Annotated in this window: 12 protein-coding genes; 9 read left to right on the top strand and 3 right to left on the bottom strand. The window is 54.0% G+C overall.

Going from position 1 to position 20,660, the window contains the following annotated elements; genetic code table 11:
* Window positions 1-10: 10 nt before the first annotated feature.
* The 7 genes from OH144_RS03040 to OH144_RS03010 all read left to right on the top strand — a co-directional run bounded on the left by OH144_RS03040 (window position 11) and on the right by OH144_RS03010 (window position 10,347).
* Window positions 11-1,216 carry a glycosyltransferase family 4 protein gene (locus OH144_RS03040; RefSeq protein WP_266204817.1) on the top strand — a complete coding sequence of 402 codons (1,206 nt, stop codon included), beginning with the start codon at window positions 11-13 and terminating at the stop codon, window positions 1,214-1,216.
* Window positions 1,217-1,236: 20 nt separating this feature from the next.
* Window positions 1,237-2,532, top strand: coding sequence for an O-antigen ligase family protein (locus OH144_RS03035; protein ID WP_266204816.1), 1,296 nt, complete (start codon window positions 1,237-1,239; stop codon window positions 2,530-2,532).
* 63 nt (window positions 2,533-2,595) lie between these two features.
* Window positions 2,596-3,531 carry a nucleotide-diphospho-sugar transferase gene (locus OH144_RS03030; RefSeq protein WP_266204815.1) on the top strand — a complete coding sequence of 312 codons (936 nt, stop codon included), beginning with the start codon at window positions 2,596-2,598 and terminating at the stop codon, window positions 3,529-3,531.
* A gap of 7 nt (window positions 3,532-3,538) precedes the next feature.
* On the top strand, window positions 3,539-4,786 hold the full coding sequence (locus tag OH144_RS03025) for a glycosyltransferase (protein ID WP_266204814.1): 1,248 nt from the start codon (window positions 3,539-3,541) through the stop codon (window positions 4,784-4,786).
* A 17-nt stretch (window positions 4,787-4,803) separates the two neighbouring features.
* Window positions 4,804-5,643 (top strand): glycosyltransferase family 2 protein, encoded by an 840-nt coding sequence (locus tag OH144_RS03020; protein WP_266204813.1) that lies wholly within the window; start codon window positions 4,804-4,806, stop codon window positions 5,641-5,643.
* Window positions 5,644-6,894: a glycosyl hydrolase gene (locus OH144_RS03015; protein WP_266204812.1), complete on the top strand. Its 1,251-nt coding sequence runs from the start codon at window positions 5,644-5,646 to the stop codon at window positions 6,892-6,894. It abuts the gene before it with no gap.
* 615 nt (window positions 6,895-7,509) lie between these two features.
* A complete protein-coding gene (locus OH144_RS03010; RefSeq protein WP_266204811.1) occupies window positions 7,510-10,347 on the top strand; it encodes a PA14 domain-containing protein in 2,838 nt (945 codons plus the stop codon).
* A gap of 81 nt (window positions 10,348-10,428) precedes the next feature.
* On the opposite strand, the gene OH144_RS03005 is transcribed toward OH144_RS03010, so the two are convergent.
* The 3 genes from OH144_RS03005 to OH144_RS02995 all read right to left on the bottom strand — a co-directional run bounded on the left by OH144_RS03005 (window position 10,429) and on the right by OH144_RS02995 (window position 17,531).
* On the bottom strand, window positions 10,429-12,723 hold the full coding sequence (locus OH144_RS03005; RefSeq protein ID WP_266204810.1) for a LamG-like jellyroll fold domain-containing protein: 2,295 nt from the start codon (window positions 12,721-12,723) through the stop codon (window positions 10,429-10,431).
* Window positions 12,724-12,984: 261 nt separating this feature from the next.
* Window positions 12,985-13,995 carry a PorP/SprF family type IX secretion system membrane protein gene (locus tag OH144_RS03000; protein WP_266204809.1) on the bottom strand — a complete coding sequence of 337 codons (1,011 nt, stop codon included), beginning with the start codon at window positions 13,993-13,995 and terminating at the stop codon, window positions 12,985-12,987.
* A 5-nt stretch (window positions 13,996-14,000) separates the two neighbouring features.
* Complete coding sequence (locus OH144_RS02995) at window positions 14,001-17,531, bottom strand: Ig-like domain-containing protein (RefSeq protein ID WP_266204808.1); 3,531 nt, start codon at window positions 17,529-17,531, stop codon at window positions 14,001-14,003.
* 495 nt (window positions 17,532-18,026) lie between these two features.
* Here OH144_RS02995 and OH144_RS02990 point away from each other — a divergent pair, with 495 nt between their 5' ends.
* Together OH144_RS02990 and OH144_RS02985 are read left to right on the top strand one after the other, a co-directional pair.
* A complete protein-coding gene (locus OH144_RS02990; RefSeq protein ID WP_266204807.1) occupies window positions 18,027-19,496 on the top strand; it encodes an MBOAT family O-acyltransferase in 1,470 nt (489 codons plus the stop codon).
* A gap of 6 nt (window positions 19,497-19,502) precedes the next feature.
* Window positions 19,503-20,642, top strand: a complete 1,140-nt coding sequence (locus tag OH144_RS02985; RefSeq protein ID WP_266204806.1) for an alginate O-acetyltransferase AlgX-related protein — start codon at window positions 19,503-19,505, stop codon at window positions 20,640-20,642.
* Window positions 20,643-20,660 lie beyond the last annotated feature (18 nt).

The following is a 20,660-nucleotide window of genomic DNA, read 5'->3' as shown; positions in this document are numbered from 1 at the left end:
ATTTTAGCTTATGGTTATTGGAGTATCAGGACCGGTAGATGTTGAGTTGTTGGAGTGTGACTTTGGAAATGTGCCTATACCCTCCACCAGCACTTTCCCACTGGTATCCTACTACATTAATGGATTAGTAAAAAGAGGGTATCATGTAATAGTGTATACAAACTCTGCGGAGCTGACTGAGCCGACTGTGTTACGTAGCAAGCAAGTAACCTTGTGCATCAGCCCCGCCAGGCCACAGCCTGGCAGAAGGATCTTCAAGTATGAGCGGGAGCAGCTTAAGGCCATCATGTGCCAAAACCCCTCCGATGTTATTTATGCTTTCTGGACCTATGAGTACGCCTGGGCCGCACTCGAAAGCGGCATTCCTACTGTTGTTAGTGTGCACGACAATGCCTTCAAGATCTTACTAACCCAACCAGACATGTTCAGGCTAGTAAGGTATCTGATGAATACGATAGTACTGCACAAAGCGAAATGGATCGTTGCAAACTCAGCCTATACCTACCATAACCTCTCTGCCAGCAGCAAGAAGAAGGCGGTTATTATCGACAACTTTTACACGCCATACTTAGGGGAACTGATACCTGCGGATACTCCCAAGGAAAATTTTATAGTATCAGTAGTAAATGGGTTTACCAAGCGAAAAGGCATTCCCAAGGCGCTTCACGCATTCGCTAAGCTCAGGGAGAAGTTCCCGGCGCTGGAATACCACCTACTGGGCGTAGACATGGAGCCAGGAGGGGCTGCACAGCAATATGCCCAAAAGCATGATCTGCAGGAAGGTGTCCGGTTTATAGGCCCCTCTTCACAAGACGAACTTATGCAACATGTAGCCAAGGCAAAAGTTCTTTTACACCCGTCTGTCGAGGAATCATTCGGGATGGCTGTCCTGGAGTCGATGCTGGCGCATACCCCGGTGGTTGGAGGCAAGAGCAGCGGCTTTGTACCATACCTGCTGAACCACGGCGAAGCAGGGGTGCTTTGCGATGTGGTATCAACAGCAGACATGGCTGCAGCAGTAGAGAAACTCTTGCTTAACCAGGACCTGGCCGATGAGATAACTAAAAAGGCAAACGCTTTCGCGAAAGCGAATTTTTCTGAGGAAGTAGTCATAAATAAGCACTTAGAGTTATTCGACTCGATCCTTAACACAGGGAATGCGAATCCACCTTTGCTAACCAAAGAGAAGGCCGCTGGCACCCTCTTTAACTCCTGAACAATTTCTTGACTGACAACATGAAGGTAAACTACAGCATCATATTCGCAATTCCGCTACTTATGGTCATGTTCCTTGACCCTATGTACCTGGAGTTAATTTCTGGGGATGATGAAAACACGCTGGGCGCCATACTTAGTATCCTGGTGAAGTTGAACACAGGGATAGCTTTCCTGTACAGTGCCTACCGTTTTCAGACCATGTCTCCATTTATGCGGTTTGTGTTTGCGCTGGTTACAATTTACTTATTTGGAATGGTCATGGAGTCCTACTATAAGTATGATAGTTTCTTCATTTACCCCCATGTGTTCCAGCGGATCCTGCTCTTCTACTTTGTGTTTTTTATTTACACCTTTTATAAAAACAACGACTATCTGCAGCTGCGGCATATCATTAACATCATATTGATTGGCTTTGTACTAAATGTCGTCCTAATTCATCCAGAGGCACTTAGCATAGCCTCTTTTACAAACCATGAAAGGGGGGTTAATGCCAGTACGATGTACATGATTGTGATACCGTTCCTGTACTTTGCGAGCAAATATTTATTCGAGGGCGGAGCTTACAACCTGATGATGAGCTTTGTGGTGATACTTGCCATTATATTCTTCCAGCACAGAACCATATGGGTTTGCATGACGGGTATAATTGTAGTTTATGTATACCTGGTCAAATTCAAGGCGGCCAAACCGGTAAACTTCGGAAAGCTTTTGCCTATTGCCTTCGTCATCGCTGTAATGGGTATTGTAAGCAGTGCTTTCCTGTTCTCTATGCACCCTGAGATCCTAACAAAGTTCCAGGAGAACTTTTCTGATATCGAGAATGCCAGCGAGCAGGGGACCGGCGGCTGGAGATATAACCAATTCCTGTCATACCTCCCTTTCATACAGGACAACTTCCTGATGGGGATGCGGTTTGAGGGCTTTGAGTTGCCCATCCAATTTTACCGCGATGATATTGACGCCCCTGTTTTTGAAGATGGCAACGGCCACCATTTCCACAGCTTCTATGTAGATGTTCTATTTTACATTGGCTTTGTAGGCATGGCCTTGTTTATGATGATGAAGATTTATGCCTTAAGGAAAGGTTTTACAAGTAATACACTCGATGAAAAGCAGATTGTAATCCTGGCCTTTATAAGCAGCGGCTTCGTTTACGGCATCTCCTACATTCTACCCTTCTTCTTTTATGCTTTCCTGGGTTTAGCCCTAGCCTACATGGAGCAACACCCAGAGAACTACACGTTTATCCGGGAATCAGGCATGCGGATGAGGGCCCGCCGCAGAGCCCTCCAAAAAACACTGCATTCTGTTTAAATCTTACATAACCTCTTCAACAGAATAGCAGTACATGTATATACCAAAACCCTTATTACTTGTATGAGTACCGCTATACCGCAAGAACCATTGCACACTCCGGTGTTGCTGATCATATTTAACCGCGCCCATACCACCCAGAAAGTATTCGACCGCATCCGGCAAGTAAGGCCCAGCAAGCTCTACGTGGCCGCCGACGGTCCAAGGCCGCACGTGGCCACGGATGCCGAGCGCTGCGCCGAGACACGCCGCATTGTGGAGCAGGTGGATTGGGAGTGTGAGGTGAAGACGCTGTTTCAGGAACAGAACATGGGCTGCGGCGTGGCCCCTTCCCGCGCCATCTCCTGGCTTTTCGAGCACGAGGAGTACGGCATTATCCTGGAGGATGACTGTATTCCGTCGAAAAGCTTTTTCTGGTTCTGCCAGGAGCTGCTGGAGAAGTATAAAAACGACACCCGCGTGATGCACATCAGCGGCAACAACTACCTCGATGGCTGGCGCCGCGACTCCGACTACTCCTACTACTTCTCCGACAAGGTGAACAGCTGGGGCTGGGCCACCTGGCGCCGCGCCTGGCAGCTCTACGACTTCAACCTGGGCAACTATCCGGAGCTGAAGGACAAAGGCTACCTCAACGGTATTTTCCTGAACAAGCTGGAGGAGACGTATCGGTTAAGCAAACTGGAGGAGACCTTCACCAACATCCAGAAAGGCGACGTGTGGGACTACCAGTGGGAGTTCACCGTCTACAGTAACTCCGGCCTCTGCATTGTGCCGGAGGTGAACCTGGTGCGTAACATCGGCTTCGGCGAGGATGCCACCCATACCTTTAACCTGCACGACAAGAAGGCCAAGGTATACGAGGAGGAGATCGCCTTCCCGCTGCGCCACCCCAAGTTCGTGATCCGCGACGTGGAGTCGGACCGCCGCAATTTCAACAAAATGATGCGCGACAAGGCTAGCGCCAAACTCAAAGCCTTGTTCAGCCTTAGTCTTTAATGAGCTTATGAAGTTACTTTTATCTGCATACGCCTGCCAACCAAACCGTGGCACCGAACTGGGCAACGGCTGGAACTGGGCGCTCAACAACGCCAGGCTCGGCCACGAAGTATGGTGCCTGACCACCGTGGAAGGCAGGGAAAGCATTGAGAAGGAAGTTGAAAGACTAGCCCTGCCTAACCTGCACGTAGTTTTTGTGGAGCTTCCGGCCTGGGTAGACAAGCTGTTCGAATACCACCTGGGTTTTTACCCGCACTACATGTACTGGCAGCACCGCGCCTACCTAAAGGCAAAGGAACTCGACAAAGCCATTGATTTCGACCTGGTGCACCACGTAACGATTGGCAGCCTACAGATGGGCACCGCCCTGTGGCGCCTGAACAAGCCGCTCATCTTCGGTCCTACCGGCGGGGGCCAGGAGGCGCCTTCCAGGTTCAAAAAATACTTTTACCGTTGGTGGAGAATGGAGGTTGTGCGCAAGGTTATCAGCGAACTACTGCTGGCCCTGAACCCAAACGCCCGCAGAGCCATGCAACATGCCTCGCTGGTGCTCACCACCAACCAGGACACCTACGACATGGCCCAGCGCATCGGCGCACTCAACCCGAAGATGTTCCTCGACACCAGCCTGCCAGAGGAATTTTACCCAGAGGCTTACCCCGAGCGCATTCCGGAGGAAACACTGAAGATCCTGTGGGTGGGCCGTTTGTTTGCGCGCAAAGGGCTGCCGCTGGTGTTGGAGGCCCTGAGCAAGGTGCGCCCGGATGTAAAGTATGAGCTAACCATATTGGGCGATGGCCCCATGCACGATTACGTCCCGCGCTGGATAGAGGAGTATCAGCTGCACGGCAAGGTGAACTGGAAAGGCCAGGTGCCGTGGGATGAAGTAAAACGCGCCTACACCAGCCATGACCTGTTCCTGTTCTGCAGCCTCCGCGACTCCAGCGCCGCCCAGTTCCTGGAGGCCATGGCCTACGGATTGCCGATCATCACCCTGGACCTGCACGGGGCTCAGAACCTGGTGCCCGACGACGCAGGTATAAAAGTGCCGGTAAGCACACCCGGTCAGACGGTAAAAGCCATAGCCGCTGCCGTGGAGAAATTACATGACCAACCCCTGCTGCGCCGCCAAATGGGCATGAACGGCTATAAATTCTCCAAATCACAAACCTGGACGCTAAAGACACAACACATCAACGAGTTTTACAGTAAGTATACCCAGGCCAAGCCTGCCGAACTAACCGTTCAACCTTAGATTAGCCCTTACTAGAAATGATATACATTGTTATCCCTGTTTTTAACAGAAAGAATTTCACCAGAGAATGCCTGCTTTCGCTAAAGCGGGGCACCAACCAAGACTACAAAGTAATTGTGGTGGACGATGGCTCCACCGACGGCACCGCCGACATGCTGCGCGAGGAGTTCCCGGAAGTAGAGACCCTCTTCGGAGACGGCAACCTTTTCTGGACCGCCAGCGTGAACATGGGTATCAAGCACGCCCTGCAATTGGGCGCTGACTATGTGATGACGCTGAACAACGACCTGGAGGTAGCCGAGGATTACATCGAGAACACCTACAGGTGGATGGCTGAGAAGCCAAACGCCATACTTGGTGCGCTGGAGATGGATGCCGGCACCCGCGAGCCTGCCTTTGGGGGCGAGATCGTGGACTTTAAACTCAACAAGGTGCGCCACCTGCTGCAGGAACTGCCTAAAGAGCAACAGGTAGGACTTCATGCGGTATCACAGCTGCCGGGCCGTGGCCTGCTTATCCCCCGCGCGGTGTTCGAGAAGATCGGCCTGCTGGACCAGGATCGCTTCCCGCACTATGTGGCCGACTACGATTTTACCCACACTGCCCTGCGCAACGGGTTCGAGCTGTACGTGAACTACGACGCCAGGCTCTATACGTACCCGGAGGAAAGCGGAGAGCGCAAGAACCGCCAGAGCAAAACGCTGCAGAACTTCTACAAGCACCTCTTCGATATCAAGGGGGGTGGCAACCTACGTGACTTCACCCGTTTCACCTTAAAGAACTGCCCACCACCGTATATCCCGTACTACCTGGCGAATGGCTATGCCCGCCGTATTTTCGGGTATATGCTGAAATAAATGCAGCTGTTTACAGATAATAAAGCCACCCTCCGGCCCCGCAGCCACACACTGCGGATAGGCAAAGGGTGGCTTTTTGCTGCTGTAGCCGTTCTGCTTGTAGTGCCGGCAGGGCTCAGCCTGTTGCGCGTGCTGAACTTCTCGCCCCGGGCTGCTTCCCCTACTTACCAAGGGCCGCTTATCATCACCAAGGGAGGCACCTATAGCGGCAACTGGGAGTCCCGTGACTCCAACGTGGCGGCAGTAGAGGTACGGACGAAAGAACCGGTCATCATAGAGAACTCGAAAATACGCGCTGCCGGCTTTCTGATCCGCAGCCAGGGCCACGATGCGAACATTACCGTGCGCAACACCAAAGGCTACGGCCTCGCCCCCACCTCCTACAGCGACTATGCCAAGCCACGGCGCTTTCTGGCGGTGGATGTGTTCCGGAATGTGGTAGTAGAGCATTGCTACATGGAAAATACTGCCGGTATCTACCTTGGCGTGGAGTACACCGGCAACGGCAGCCCTGACCAAAGTATAAAGATCCGCTACAACAGGGCCCGCAACATCAACGGCAAGGTATACCAGGGCGTGGAGCCCGTGCAGTTCGTGCAGTTTAACTACCGCGGCGAGGTGCCCCATGCCGAGATCGCCTGGAACGAGGTGATAAACGAGCCGGGTAGATCGGCCGTGGAGGATAACATAAACATCTACAACTCCAGGGGCACGCCGCGGTCCCCCATCCGCATCCACAACAACTACATACAGGGCGCTTTCCCATCCCCGCTGGACTTGCCCGAGTACTCCGGCGGCGGCATTATCATGGATTCCCCGGGCACAGACTCGCTGGAGGCCACCGCGTATGTGAAGGTATACGAGAACCACCTGGTGGGGCTAGGGAACTACTGCCTGGGCATAGCAGGCGGCAACCATATAGAGATGCACCATAACCGTGCTATTGTGGCGGCAGTGTTCCCGGATGGCAAGCCCTTCCACTTTTGGACCAGCGGCATCTGGGCCAAGGACTACTACAAGATGGGCAATACCTTTAGCAACAGCATGCACCACAACACGCTGGCCGTGCTGGGCAAGAACCATAGCTGGCGCAACGAGATTTTCGACAGCACCTTTGCCGCTGCCGACGAATTTGCCAACACTATCCTTCCGGATAGTGTAACCAGAGACCTGGAGGACGCGGAGTACGTTCTCTGGCAGGAGAAGCTCCTCCTGAACGACATCAAGCCTGGCCCCCAGACAACGCTGTAACACAGCATAAATCCACAATGTGTGGAATCCAGATTCCCCCCTATTCATCACAGAGACACTTTTGTTTTAAGCTGCCCTAATGTGTGGAATTATTCCACACTAGAAAAGTACAATCAATGCAACCTTGTAGCATTAGGCAAATTAAATATATCATACACCGCATATTTATATAATTCTCCATTAACTCCTTCACTGGTTCCCGGCAGAAATTTGTAGGATAGAACGCTGGAATTTTACTATATAGTCACTTTTACGGGCAAAACACGGATAGGATTAAAATATGAAAATTCAAAAGTCCGTAACCTTATCAAAAATACACCTACAGCCTATATAGCAACTTTTTAAAGAATTTAACAGCAAATAGGCATATAACTATTTAATGAACTTCATAATTTTTTATGATTTTTTCAAGCCATTTGTATGAAATGTAAATTATTCCCCATTATATTTGCAACAGATTATATATTACGTTTTTAGCCACATCAACCACAACAGAGGTAAAACTCAAAAAACAGAAAAAATCTTATTAACAGTGCATTAGCCAAAGGACACTGTGAGATTTTTAAAGAAAACAAAACATTAAAAAATCTTATTTTCAACTTTTAGCCAAAGGAAATGAACACAAAAGCCTCTAACCTGAGCAAGAGGGCAGGTCGAGCAATCGTAGCTCAACTATTCGCCTACATCTTGTTCGTGCTTCTTCCTGAAACAGTAAACGCACAAACTTACAGCGGTCCCCTGGTTATCACCAAGGGCGGAACGTACAAGGGTAACTGGGAATCCAGAAACTCGGATGTCGCCGCAATAGAGATTAAAACGAGTGAGCCGGTGATTATTGAGCACTCCAACATCCGCAGCGCCGGTCCGCTGATCAGAAGCCTGGGCAACAAGATCAACCTTACTGTTCGCCATACGAATGGATACGGACTTGCGCCAACACCCTACACTGGTTCCAAAAAAGCACGTCGCTTCTTAGGTATAGATGTGTTCAAAAGCGTAGTGGTTGAGAACTGCTATATGGAGAATACAGCAGGTATCTATATCGGCCAAAGTTATGAGGGTAACGGAACTTCCTCAGAAACAATCAAAATCCGTTATAACGTAGCCAAGAACATTGACGGCCGTGTATATGGAGGAACGACTTTTGCACAGTTTGTGCAGTTCAACTTCAAGAAGCCTATCAACCATGCAGAGGTGGCCTGGAACCAGGTAATCAACACCCCCAACAACTCTGCCGTTGAAGATAACATCAATATTCACAACTCCAGGGGCACACAGTCCTCCCCAATCAAAATTCATAACAACTACATCGAAGGTGCTTACCCTGTTCAGGCAGAAAGCAAGTCATACTCCGGTGGCGGTATCATCACTGATGGCGATGGCGATATTAACACCTGCCCTGCCTACATTGAGGCACATGACAACCAGTTGGTTGGCCTTGGCAACTACTCTATGGGTATTGCCGGCGGTAACAACATCCGCTACCACCACAACAGAGCCGTGAACGCAGCCACTTTCGACAATGGCACAAAGTATAACATGTATACGTCCGGCCTTTGGAGCAAAGACTACTACAGAAACAATACAACCTTCTCTAACTCAGTAGACAATAACGTGGTAGGCATCACAGCCTGGGGTTACTCTAACAACCGTAACGATATCTCTGTAGCTGAGAACGCCAGCTTCACGAACAACACGTTCCTGCCACTTACTGCGGCAATCACGAAGCAAATGGAGAAAGATGAGTACAGCATGTGGCAGAGCAAATTAGCTAAGAATGGCATCGTGCTGGGTCCTAACGGATCAGCCAGTGCTGCCCCGACCAACCAGGCGCCATCTGTAGCCATCACTTCCCCAACTGTTAATGCCTCTATCTCTGCAGGCTCTCCCATCGTGATAGATGCGAACGCAACAGACGCTGACGGCTCTGTAACAAAGGTTGAGTTTTACCAGGGATCTGTGAAACTTGGTGAAGACACCAACTCGCCCTTCAGCTACACCTGGACTAACGCCGCCACCGGCACCTACACGCTTACTGCCAAGGCTTACGACAACGCAGGCGCGTCAAAGACATCTGCCGCTGTAGGCATAGTAGTTGTAAACGTATCGGAGCCTGTTGAGACCCCACTTACGCAAACCCCCTCCTCTTCTACAGGATCTGGCACAGGCAAGATTGTGTTGGAGCACTGGAAGGGCGTGCAGAGCGAGAACGTAAACGACATCCCGGTGAACACCACGCCAAGCAGCACCAAGGAGCTGACCCTGTTCGAGGCGCCATCTAACGTGGGCGACAACTACGCCCAGCGCATCCGCGGCTACGTGACAGCGCCGGAGAGCGGCCAGTACACTTTCTGGATCGCAGGCGACAACCACGCCGTGCTCTACCTAAGCACCTCGGAGGACCCGGCCGCCAAGAAGCAGCTGGCCCACGTGAACGGCTGGACCAACCCGCGCGAGTGGACTAAGTACTCCTCCCAGCAGTCGGTGAAGGTGACCCTGGAAGCCGGCAAGCGCTACTACATCGAGGCCCTGCATCTGGAGGGAGCCGGTGGCGACAACCTGGCTGTGGCCTGGCAACTACCAAGCGGCGCCAAGGAAATGCCGATCGCTGGCAACAGATTGTCTGAAATGGGAAGCAAGGCCTCTGAAACTGTAGCCATTGTACCTGCGGCCGGCAAGATTGTGTTGGAGCACTGGAAGGGCGTGCAGAGCGAGAACGTAAACGACATCCCGGTGAACACCACGCCAAGCAGCACCAAGGAGCTGACCCTGTTCGAGGCGCCATCTAACGTGGGCGACAACTACGCCCAGCGCATCCGCGGCTACGTGACGGCGCCGGAGAGCGGCCAGTACACTTTCTGGATCGCAGGCGACAACCACGCCGTGCTCTACCTAAGCACCTCGGAGGACCCGGCCGCCAAGAAGCAGCTGGCCCACGTGAACGGCTGGACCAACCCGCGCGAGTGGACTAAGTACTCCTCCCAGCAGTCGGTGAAGGTGACCCTGGAAGCCGGCAAGCGCTACTACATCGAGGCCCTGCATCTGGAGGGAGCCGGTGGCGACAACCTGGCTGTGGCCTGGCAACTACCAAGCGGTGCCAAGGAAATGCCGATCGCTGGCAAGCACCTGTCGCCTTTCGGGGAGTCTTTCCAAAGCATCTCTGCCATGCAGGTTTCTGAAGTAGCCGACTCAGATCCTTTCTTCGCCCAGACAACCGCTTACCCGAACCCGTTCCGCGATGTGGTAACCCTGGACTTCGGTGATAAGCAGGTAGAACTGGCTGAGCTGAACGTACTGGACCAGACGGGTCGTGTAGTGTACAAGGAGTCAAAGCTGGAGCTGGTTAACAACAAACTGTCTATCGACCTGGCTGAGCTGAAAACCGGATTATACATCCTGAAGTACACTGACAAAGCTGGTAAGTCGGACAGCATCAAAATCGTAAAAGAATAAAAATAAAGAGTCCACAACTTTTAGCCCACTCAAAAGGGGCCTGCAAAACTGCAGGCCCCTTTTTTTATCAGGTATCAATCTTTACTTCCTCACCACCAGCTTACGGCTCACGATACGCTTGCTTGATGTCACGGTGAGCATATAGATACCCGGCCTGTAGTCTGCGGTAATAGGCACCTGTACCTGCAGCTGTCCAAACTCATCGACCTGGAGCTGTTCCCGCAGCAGCACCTTTCCACGGAGGTCGGTGATGGAGAACTGCACCTGCTCGCTCGCCGGCAGACCATAAACCGAAGCGGTTACCTCGCCCTCATCTACCGGGTTAGGGTATATTTTAAAGGAGGTGGCCGTAAGGCTCTTGTTTTCGATGGCGATAATATTGGAGTACGTATACTTGCCGTCCTGCTTCACAATCCTGAGCCGGTAGTACCCTACGCCTGAGAGCGGGTCCACATCCGTGAATGCATAGGTGAGGGGCACGTTGCTGTTGCCAGCGGCCGCAACATCTCCCAGTTTCTCAAAGGCCTCCATATCCGATGCGCGTTCTACCTCGAAGTGCGAGAGGTTCGCCTCCGCGGCAGTCTCCCAGGCAAGCTGCACGGCTCCGCTCACATACTCCCCCTCAAAGCGCACCAGCTCAGTGATGGCGTCATACACATCGTGATACCTTTGTTTGATCTCAGCGGCGGATAGCACACGGCCAAAGAGTTTTACTTCATCCAGAATGCCCTCGTAGTGATACCCACCCCCATCTTTCAGGTAACCGATGTTTACCGGCGACCTGCTGGCAAAGCCGTTGGAATACGTATGGGTAATGGAATTCACCCGCTCGCCGTCCACGTATACTTCCGTCAGGCCCGAGCCACCATTCCGTACGGCTACCACCTGGTGCCACTTGTCATCCGTTAGCTTAGGGCCGCTGCCGTTATCAAACTTCGGCCCGGCCCAATCCAGGTCCAGCAGCTTGAACATGGCGCGCCCCTCGCTATCCAGGCCTAACCACCAGTGGGCCTCCGAGTCCTTGGCGTCGCGGCCGATCAGCACGCGATTGCCGGCGGTGCTGGCCGCGCTGCGCATCCAGAGCTCTATACTAAAGCTCTCATTAGCGGCCCAGTTAAAGTTCCGGGTCTCCACCACGTCCAGGCCATCATCAAGGCCATCAAACTCCTGCCCGCCGGACACCACCCCACTTACTGCCTTAGGCTGGCTGTCGCTGCTACCGGAGGCGTGGCTTGGGGTATAATAATCGTGGTAGGTAGGGCCGCGCATCTCGTGCAGCATCCAGTGGTGCAACATTCCCGCCTTCTCCCCCACGCCGGGCTTCACCGTGATGGTGAAGTCCTGCCGGTCGGTGCCGGCGCCATTGGTGGCTGTAACGCTCACCTTAAAGCTGCCCGCCGCAGTGGGTGTCCAGCGGATCTCCCCTGTGGCGGCATTGATCGTCATTCCTGCAGGGGCTCCGACCAGCGCAAACGCAGGCCTGCCGTTGCCCACTGCCTTCACATCATATTTGTACTGCTGCTCCACCACCCCGTGGGTAACGGCCTCAGACATGATGACTGGCTTTACCTGCTGCGGACCGCAGTAGCTGCCGGCCCCGTTGTTGTACCGTGCCCGCACCTCGTTCTCCGTCAGATCGCGGTTGTACACCATCAGCTCATCCAGCAGACCGTTGTAGCCATAGCCGTTGTTCAGGTCCAGGAAGCCGATGTTCACCGGGGATCCGCTCTCAAAGCTGTGGGTGTAATCATACTGGAAATTACCCACTGAGTAGCCATCCACATACAGCTTGTTGAGGCGCAGGCGGCCATCGCGCACCACCACAATGTGGTGCCATTTGTTGTCGTTTACCTTAATCCCCTTGCCTACCAGGCTAAAGCCCCCCTTGCTGCGGTCAGGGTTGCTGTCAAAGAGGTCGAACTGCGGATACCCCTCCGTGTTCATGCCCAGCCACCAAAGCATGTTATTATCCTTAGCATCGCGGCCGATGAACACTTGGTTGTCGGAGGCGGTGCCGGAGGCTTTCATCCAGAGCTCTATGGTAAAGCTGCTGTTGGGCCCCCACTCAAAATGCTCTAGCCCCTTTAGGGTGAGGGCGGGTTTCCGGCCATTGAATTTCTGCGCCCCGGCGAAGAGGCCCATCTCAGGGGAAGGGCAGGTCGAGCAGGTGGTCAAGGCATCAGAAACGTAGTCCTCATAGGTGCCGGCAGAGGCTTCATCGAAACCGAAGTGATGCACCAGCCCATCGGGGCACTTCGCCTGTGCTTTCACCACGGATGCAGTCGCTGCCTGCAATAGCAGCAAGCATAGGAGCCAAAGTATGACTTGCACCCAGCCTGTCGTTCGGCCCGTGTGCGATGGTATATGATCTATCATGGATTAATGCTTATCGGTTGGCCGCTGAACCGGAGCGCAGCAGCCCTGTGCAATCTTATTCCGGAGGCTGAAATCGCGAATCCCTTAAGGGCTAAGGAATTATCTCACAATCGACTAAGCAATCACTTCATCTCCTGAGTATAGTACGCCAAAAATATAGCAAGGTTTAATTTTAGAGGGCCCGGCCACGGAGCTATACTTTACAGATGATCTTCGCTTGCTATCAGGGGATTATACTTATTGGGGGAGGGCCTGTGGCACTTACCAGACCAGCACGCGCTTCGTCTGTCTCCTGCCGTTTCCGTTGCCGCCCTGGGCACCGGAAAGGTGGTAGCTGAGTGATACCTCATTGGTGGCTTTATCAATGGCCTTTGCCTCCTGGGTGGGGGTTTCGTACGTATAGCCGATGGCCAGCTGGTTCAGGCGCAGGCCGGCCCCCAACGTATAGGCCAGATTGTTGCGGTAGCCGCCGCTTACCCAGAAAAGGTTGTCATACACAGCCTTCACCTGCCCCTCCAGGGTGGACTTATAGATGTTGTCGTGCTGATAGATGCCGTTCACGGTCAAGCCTAACACATCCGTTATACCTTGGCGGTAGCCAATCTGCCCCACATGGCGTCGGGCGTAGAAATCGTTCAGGTAATCCCCTCCGGACGAGGCCAGCTTGCCTTCCGTTACATCCAGCATCGCGTAGCCCACGTAAAAGTTGGCCGCCGTGAGCGAGAGGCCAAGGGCAATGTCTGCCCTGCCGCTGCGGTTCTCCCCGCCCAGTAAGTGGCTGAACCGGGGGTCGTTTTCCTGGTCCACCGTCAGGCTGTTGCCATCGAGGCGGTGAAAAGTATAGCTTAACGCCGTTCCCCAACGCAGGCTCAACCCCTCCGACAGCCGCACCGCGGCGCCATAGCTTAAGGCGGCCTGGGTTTCCCTGGCCGGGCCGAACTGATCATGGAACAGGGTGAGGCCAAGGCCGTGCCTGGCGCTTATCTCCGTCCCCGCTTCCCGGGGGGCAGACCGGCCATTGAAGAAAGTATTGCTGCTTTTGCCGAGCTTCTGCAAATCCAGCTCCGCCGAGGCCATGATGGTTTTGGGCGCGTCCTCGAAGCCCGTCCACTGGTTACGGTAAATGCTTCGGAGCACCGACCCCTCATGGCCGGTAAGCGATGGGTTAAAGTAGTGTTTGTATTGCGGGAAGTTAGCCAGTTGCTTCCTGTTCTGAGCCTGTGCCCCGCCAACGATCATCACCAGGCAAACCCAAAGTATGAATCTTGTCATCTCTGCTAGTTAAGTACTGTTAAAACCCCTTTCTGCACCAGGTTGATGTCTTTTACCTGGATGACGTAGAAGTATGAGCCGGCCACCACGCGGCCATCTTTACCCCTGCCGTCCCAGCCTTTTTCAGGGTCAGAGGTATGGAACAGGAGCACGCCCGAGCGATCGAATACCTGCACCTCTATGCTGTTATAGTAGCGCAGTTCCGGTACCAGCCAGGTGTCGTTTATGTTGTCCCCGTCCGGGGAGAAGGCGTTTACCAGCTCTATCCCCCCCTCCGGGTAGTAGAGTGATTTGGTGAGGGCAAAGGTCTTCTCGATCACGTTACCGTAAGGATCTGTGCTGCGCACGCGGATGTTAAAGACGGATTTACCCGAAAGTCCCCTGTTGGATTTCAGGTACAGCTCGTTGTTGTTCCTAAGACCGAACAGGCTGTTGTCTTCATCCCCCTGCCCACTAATTAAAGTGTAGGTAAACTCCTCGTCATCGGGGTCGGTGGTGGAGAAGGTGCCGATCATCGTATCCGGATCAATGTCCGGCCTGAACCTGTCTGTGCTGAGGGTGAGGCCGGTCGGTGGCTGGTTCGGCTCTACCACTACGGTCACGCGGGCTGCCATGTGCTTGCTGTTGCTTGTGTTCTCCTTCAACTCCATCTGCCCTATGATCACGTAACTGCCCGGCACCTCGCTGTTGTAGTCGCCCTGGGCCCACGCCACCTGCAGCTCTTCATCATCGCCATAGGTATAGCTTACCTTCACTTTATCCGGCAGGCCAATGGCGTCGAATCCGGTTTTGAACTTTACCGTGATATCAGCAGGGTGGTGCACCGTAGTGATATCCTTGGTGAGCTTCTCTACCTGCGCCGTCACTTCCTCTCCACGATTTCCAACTTCATCCACTAAGTATAAAGTAGCTGTCAGGGTGCCATCGGCCAGGCCACTCAGGTTTAGGGCTTCAATCCTGAAGGCTGTGGCTCCCACTACAGCCGACCCCGCTATCTCCTCGCCGCCATTGTTGCTACTTATATTATAAAAATAGGTGGTGCCTTTCTCCGCCCCGCTTACCTCGAGGGCCACGGCAGCCTGATTATCCACGTCCACTTTCTCCGGAACAAACCGCACAGCATAGCCCTGCGGCGCGGAGGCATCATAGGTGGCCTCCAACAGGTTCGAGGCTGTGTTCAGATTGCCCGCAAGATCTGTTAGCTTTCCTGCAGGCAGTCTGATGCGCACCGCTCCATCCGCAGCAGGCACAACCGTGGCCGTATAGCTTGCTCTGTCAATGGATTTAAAATCCTCTAGCGTAGCATTTGTCACGTCAAGATCTGAGGCTGCCAGCCCGTACACCTCCTCCGTGAAAGTTATGCTGATAGGGAAGGCTTTGTTTACCACTGAGCTGCTGATGGTGGTGATTGCTGCTTTCGGCGCGGTCAGGTCGATGGTCACGGCAAAGCCTTTGCTGGGATCACTCGTGTTGCCGGCGGCATCGGTGGCTGTGGCGGTGAACGTGTACTCCCCCTGCTTCAGGGCTATGCTTTCGTGGCTATACTCCCAGGTGCCGTCCTGCCGGGCTGTTGCCTTACCCAGCACGTTTCCCTGCTCCAGCACCGCCACCACTGCCCCTGCCTCTGCCCTGCCGCGCAGCCTTAACGTATTATCCGCCGTGACCTGGTCATCCTCCACAGGGCCACGATCTTCTGTAATGCCTGCAAAGGTCGGTGTCTCCGGGGCCTTGGTATCTATCTCCCAGGTATGGGTGGCCGGGCTGGGGTCGGTGTTGCCAGCGGCATCGGTGGCACGCACGGCCAGCGTATGCTTTCCTTCGGCTAAGCCCCTGGCCGTATAGCTGCTGCCGGTCTCCTGGTACTCCCCCCCGTCCAGGCTCACCTCATAGGTGACATGCTGCTCGTTGCTGCTAAAGCCGAACTTTGCCTCAGAGCTGTTGCTTACAGCGCCCGGATGTGAGGCAATGGTGGTTTGAGGGGCTTTGGTATCGATGGTAAAGTTCCTGGTGCTGCTGGCGTTGCTGGTATTGCCGGCGGCGTCCGTGGCTGTTGCCGTCAGTTGCTGCGCCCCTTCTGCCAGTGCGGTGGCAGGAACCAGACTCCACTTTCCATCTTTCCCTGCTGTGATTAATCCTATTTTGGTGCTGCCGATAAACACGTTTACCGTACTGCCCGCCTCCGCCGTGCCGTTTATACCGGGCTTGTTGTTGTTCAGCATTTTCCCTTCCTCCGGAGCCGACACGATGGGTGCGGCCGGTGCCTTGGTATCGATGGTCCAGGTGTAGCTGGCGGGCGTGGCGTCTATGTTTCCGGCGGCATCAATGGCTCTTACCCTGATGGTATGCTCCCCGTCGGCCAGGGCGTTTGTCGTATACGGAGTGGCTGCGTTGGTGAAGCCGGCCCCGTTTATACTTACCTGATAGGTCACGCCGCTCTCGTTGCTGCTGAACTCAAACCGTGCGGTGCCGGCGTTAGAGAGCTCCTTGGGCTTCGCGGCAATGGTGGTTTCCGGGGCTACGGTGTCCGTCGGCTTTAGCTCCCGGTTCAGCAGCGGATCCAGCGCCTTAAACCAGACAGGGGCCATTTTGTCGTAGCCTTTCTGAGTGGGGTGAAGATGATCGTTCATGTCGCCGCCGTCCATTTCATACTTGTACACCAGGCCGGCGCCGTCCTGCATATCCACCAAGTGCAGCCTATCGCCTGTGCCGATACGCTCCTTCACATACGTTTCCAGCATGTTGTTATACTTGATGGTATTCTCTGCCTCGGCAGGTGTCGGGCAGTGCTTGGTTCCGTCGGAACCGGTATAGCAAACGCGCCTGATAATCCTGGCCACGATGACCGTCACCTCTTTATTGGCGCGGCTTTCATACTTGTCCACCTCATCCAGAATGTCGCGCACATCGTCCATGGCCGTTGCGCTGCCGCTCACCCAGTTGGTGCCGATGTGCAGCAAAATAATGTCGGGGTTATACCTGTCCAGGTAAGGACCGCCACCAGGCCCACGGTACTCGCCGGTATCGTAGAATTCAAACCGTCCATCCCGCAGAAGCAGCGCAATGTCCTCGTCTCTTGCCCCGCCAAAGCCGGCGTGGTCAGTGTCCGAGACAAGGCTTCCGCCCGTGGATTCGCTGCCCACATAATCAAACTTTATACTTTTGCCGTTCAGCAGGTCCTCTAACTTAGCCCTATAGGAGGCCCTGAGGTTTGCCGGGTCGTTCGGGGTGCCCCCTTCTGTGTTGGAGTCGCCGAGCGGCATGATGGCGAACTTTTTATTTTCGGCGTGGGTGGTGGCGCTGGCAACGTTGCTGTAGGGCGTGGCGCCGCTCCCGGTTGCCTTAACCCGGTAATAGGCCGTCTGGCTGTAGTAGAGCTCCGTGTCGCGGAAGGAGGTTTCTGCGGCGCCCAGGGTCTTGAGCGGGGTAAAACTGGCGGCCTCCCCGGTGCCGGATCTTTCCAGCACATAGCCGGTGGCGCCGTCAACTTTTGTCCATGTCACCGTGATGGCTCCTACCAGCGACGCCTTGGCACTCACGCTCGGGGCGGAAAGAAAAGAAGGAGTACCGACAGCCGCCACCGCGGCCAGGGGTATAGTACAAAGCGCTGATATACAAATAAGTGGCAGCAACCAGGCAAGCCGCTGTCTGAAGTAAAAGTATAAGGGCATATAGTAAGGGTAGCGGTTAAGCTCTCAGTTGAACTCACTATATAACGTCAAACCTATACCTTGGTTGCCAATTATTCCTGGCGCTCTGGTTAAAAGTATATTTTTTATTTTTCTCCCTGATAGGCCTTCGTATCACTACATTGCAAAAAGGGGCCAGAGAACATCCCAGGGCACTGCTGTGCCGAGTTCTCCAAGTATTAAAAAAAATATATGCTGAAATACACAACTTTTTAGTGCAACTTCTATATAATATCAGAGAAGGTCTCTCCCGAGACTTTGTTTAACCGACCCCTGTACCAGTGCTTGAAGTAAGTGAACTTTTGATACTACCAGCGACAGCCACCCTTACAAACTGGAGAAAGTATGCTCTTTAACTCTACTGAATTCTTCATTTTCTTTCCGGTAGTAGTTACCTTATACTTCCTGACGCCCTTCAAACGCCGTTGGCTCATCCTGCTGCTTGCCAGTTACTACTTTTACATGTCGTGGAAGCCGGCCTATGCCCTTATACTGATGGTTTCCACCTTGGTGGATTTCTTCTGCGGCCAGATGATGGGACGCCAGGAGGACAAGGCAAAGCGCATGCCCTGGTTGTGGCTGAGCCTCTGCACGAACCTGGGTATCCTGCTCCTCTTTAAATACTATAACTTCTTCAACGAAAGCGCCCGCGACATTGCCCTCGCCCTCGACATGCCCTATGCCATGCCGGCCTTTGAGTTGCTGCTGCCCATGGGCATCTCCTTCTATACGTTCCAGACCATGAGCTACTCGATAGACGTGTATAACGGGCGTATCAGGCCGGAGCGGCACCTGGGCATCTTTGCGCTGTTCGTCACTTTTTTCCCGCAGTTGGTGGCAGGCCCCATAGAGCGGGCGGGTAACCTGCTGGGGCAGCTGCGCCAGTACCACGCCTTTAGCTACGGGCGCGTGGTGGCCGGCCTTCGCCGCATGGCCTGGGGCTTCTTTAAAAAGATTGTGATTGCCGATAACCTGGCCCTGATGGTGAACCAGGTCTACAACAACCCTACCGAGTACGAGGGCATCTCGCACATCATCGCCACGATATTCTTTGCTTTCCAGATCTACTGCGACTTCTCGGGCTACTCCGACATCGCCATCGGGGCGGCGCAGGTGATGGGCTTCCGCCTGATGGAGAACTTCCGCAGCCCCTACTTCGCCAAGACCATCCCCGAGTTCTGGAGCCGCTGGCACATCTCCCTCTCCACCTGGTTCAGAGACTACCTCTACATCCCCTTGGGGGGCAACCGGGTGGTGAAGTGGCGCTGGTACTATAACCTCTTCCTTGTGTTTATGGTGAGCGGGCTGTGGCACGGGGCCAACTGGACCTTTATTGTGTGGGGGGCGCTGCACGGGGTGTACCAGGTATTCGGTATCCTGACCAAAGAGAGACGCAACGCGCTCGCGCAACGGATCGGCCTAAGCTCGCACCCACAAGTATACAAGTGGGTGCAGGTGCTCACGGTGTTCTTCCTCGTGTGCTTCAGCTGGATCTTTTTCCGGGCAAACAGTATAACCGACGCCTTTTACATTATTGGCCAGAGCGCCTCTGTGCTCACCAACCCGGCACAGGCCCTGGCCCTCGACTGGAGCCACGATGTGTTCATGGACCAGGGCTTTAAGGTATTTGCCGTCTCGGTAGTGGCCATCGCGATCATGGAAACTGTACATCTCATTCAGCGCAACGGAAGCGTGTCGCAGCTTATTATGCAACGCCCTGCGTGGGTGCGCTGGGGTATTTACTACGCCGCCATCATCACCGTGCTGCTCTTCGGGCAGTTCGGGCACCAGGAGTTTATCTATTTTCAGTTTTAAGGAAGTATGGCAAGCAACGTGAAAGACAACAAAGGAGTAAAAAGGCTGCTGAGCAAGCTAGCCCTGTTAGCGCTGCCGTTCATGCTTTGGCCATTGATAGAGGTGTTTGTGCTGCCGATGAACTTCTTCACGTTCCGTATCTGGGAAACGATCTCCGTAAACACCATGCGCGTAATGTCGGGCCCTTTTTACCCAAACGTGCACATGCAGATGGAGGAGGAAGGCGAACTGGCCCCGCGCACGCCCTTTGCGCAGAAGCGTAAGGTGGAGTGGTACACCGACAAGTATGGCTACCGCAACCGCGACACCAAAAACGACGTGCTCCTGATCGGCGACTCCAATATCACGGGGGCCAAGCTCTCGCAGGAGGAGACACTGGCCGAGGTGCTGGAGCGGCAGTTGGGCCGCGATGTATACTCGTTCGCGCCGGCCACCATGAACCGCTTCCTGGCCACCGACCGCTTCCAGGAAAACCCGCCCCAGCTGGTGATCGTCTCGAGCATCGAGCGCCGCATACCGGAGCTGCCTGCCATGGGCGACAACGGCCTTGGCTCCAGAATCAGGAACTATACGGGCAACCTTATCAACTCCTCTCCTTTCCTCACCTCCCTGGCCGTTTCCGCCGACCGTATCTCCAAGTTGGCGCTTTACCGCCGCACCCTCGCCGAGATAGACCGCGCCCTGGGCAAAAAAGAGTACATCAGCTACAACAACGAATTTTTTATGGAGGGGGAATACGCCAACCGCGAGTTCTCGGAGGAGGAGCTGGATCACATGGCCGATGTGCTGGCGGGTTACCGCGATGCGCTGCAGGAGCGGGGCATACACTTTGTCTTCCTGCCCATCCCTAACAAGGAAAATATATACTATAAGCTTTTGCCCAACCAGAAGGAAGCCACCTTCCTGCCCCGGCTTTTAAGTCGGCTAAGCGAGCGTGGCGTGGAGTTTGTGGACATACAGCCGGCCTTCAGGGAACTGTATCAGCAGCAGCAGGTGCAACTTTACCCGGTTGACGACGCCCATTGGAACGAAGTAGCCGTAAAAGTAGCTGCACAACTGCTAACCCGCCATTCCACGGTGGCACAGTTGCGGGCAACCCCGTCCGGAAAGGACGAACGACTGCTGGTTAATTTAAAGGAAGAGTAGCCAGAAACGGATTTTACA

The organism is Pontibacter kalidii (genome assembly GCF_026278245.1).
GTDB classification, from domain to species: Bacteria; Bacteroidota; Bacteroidia; order Cytophagales; family Hymenobacteraceae; genus Pontibacter; species Pontibacter kalidii.
This window is presented reverse-complemented; position numbering and strand designations above follow the sequence as displayed.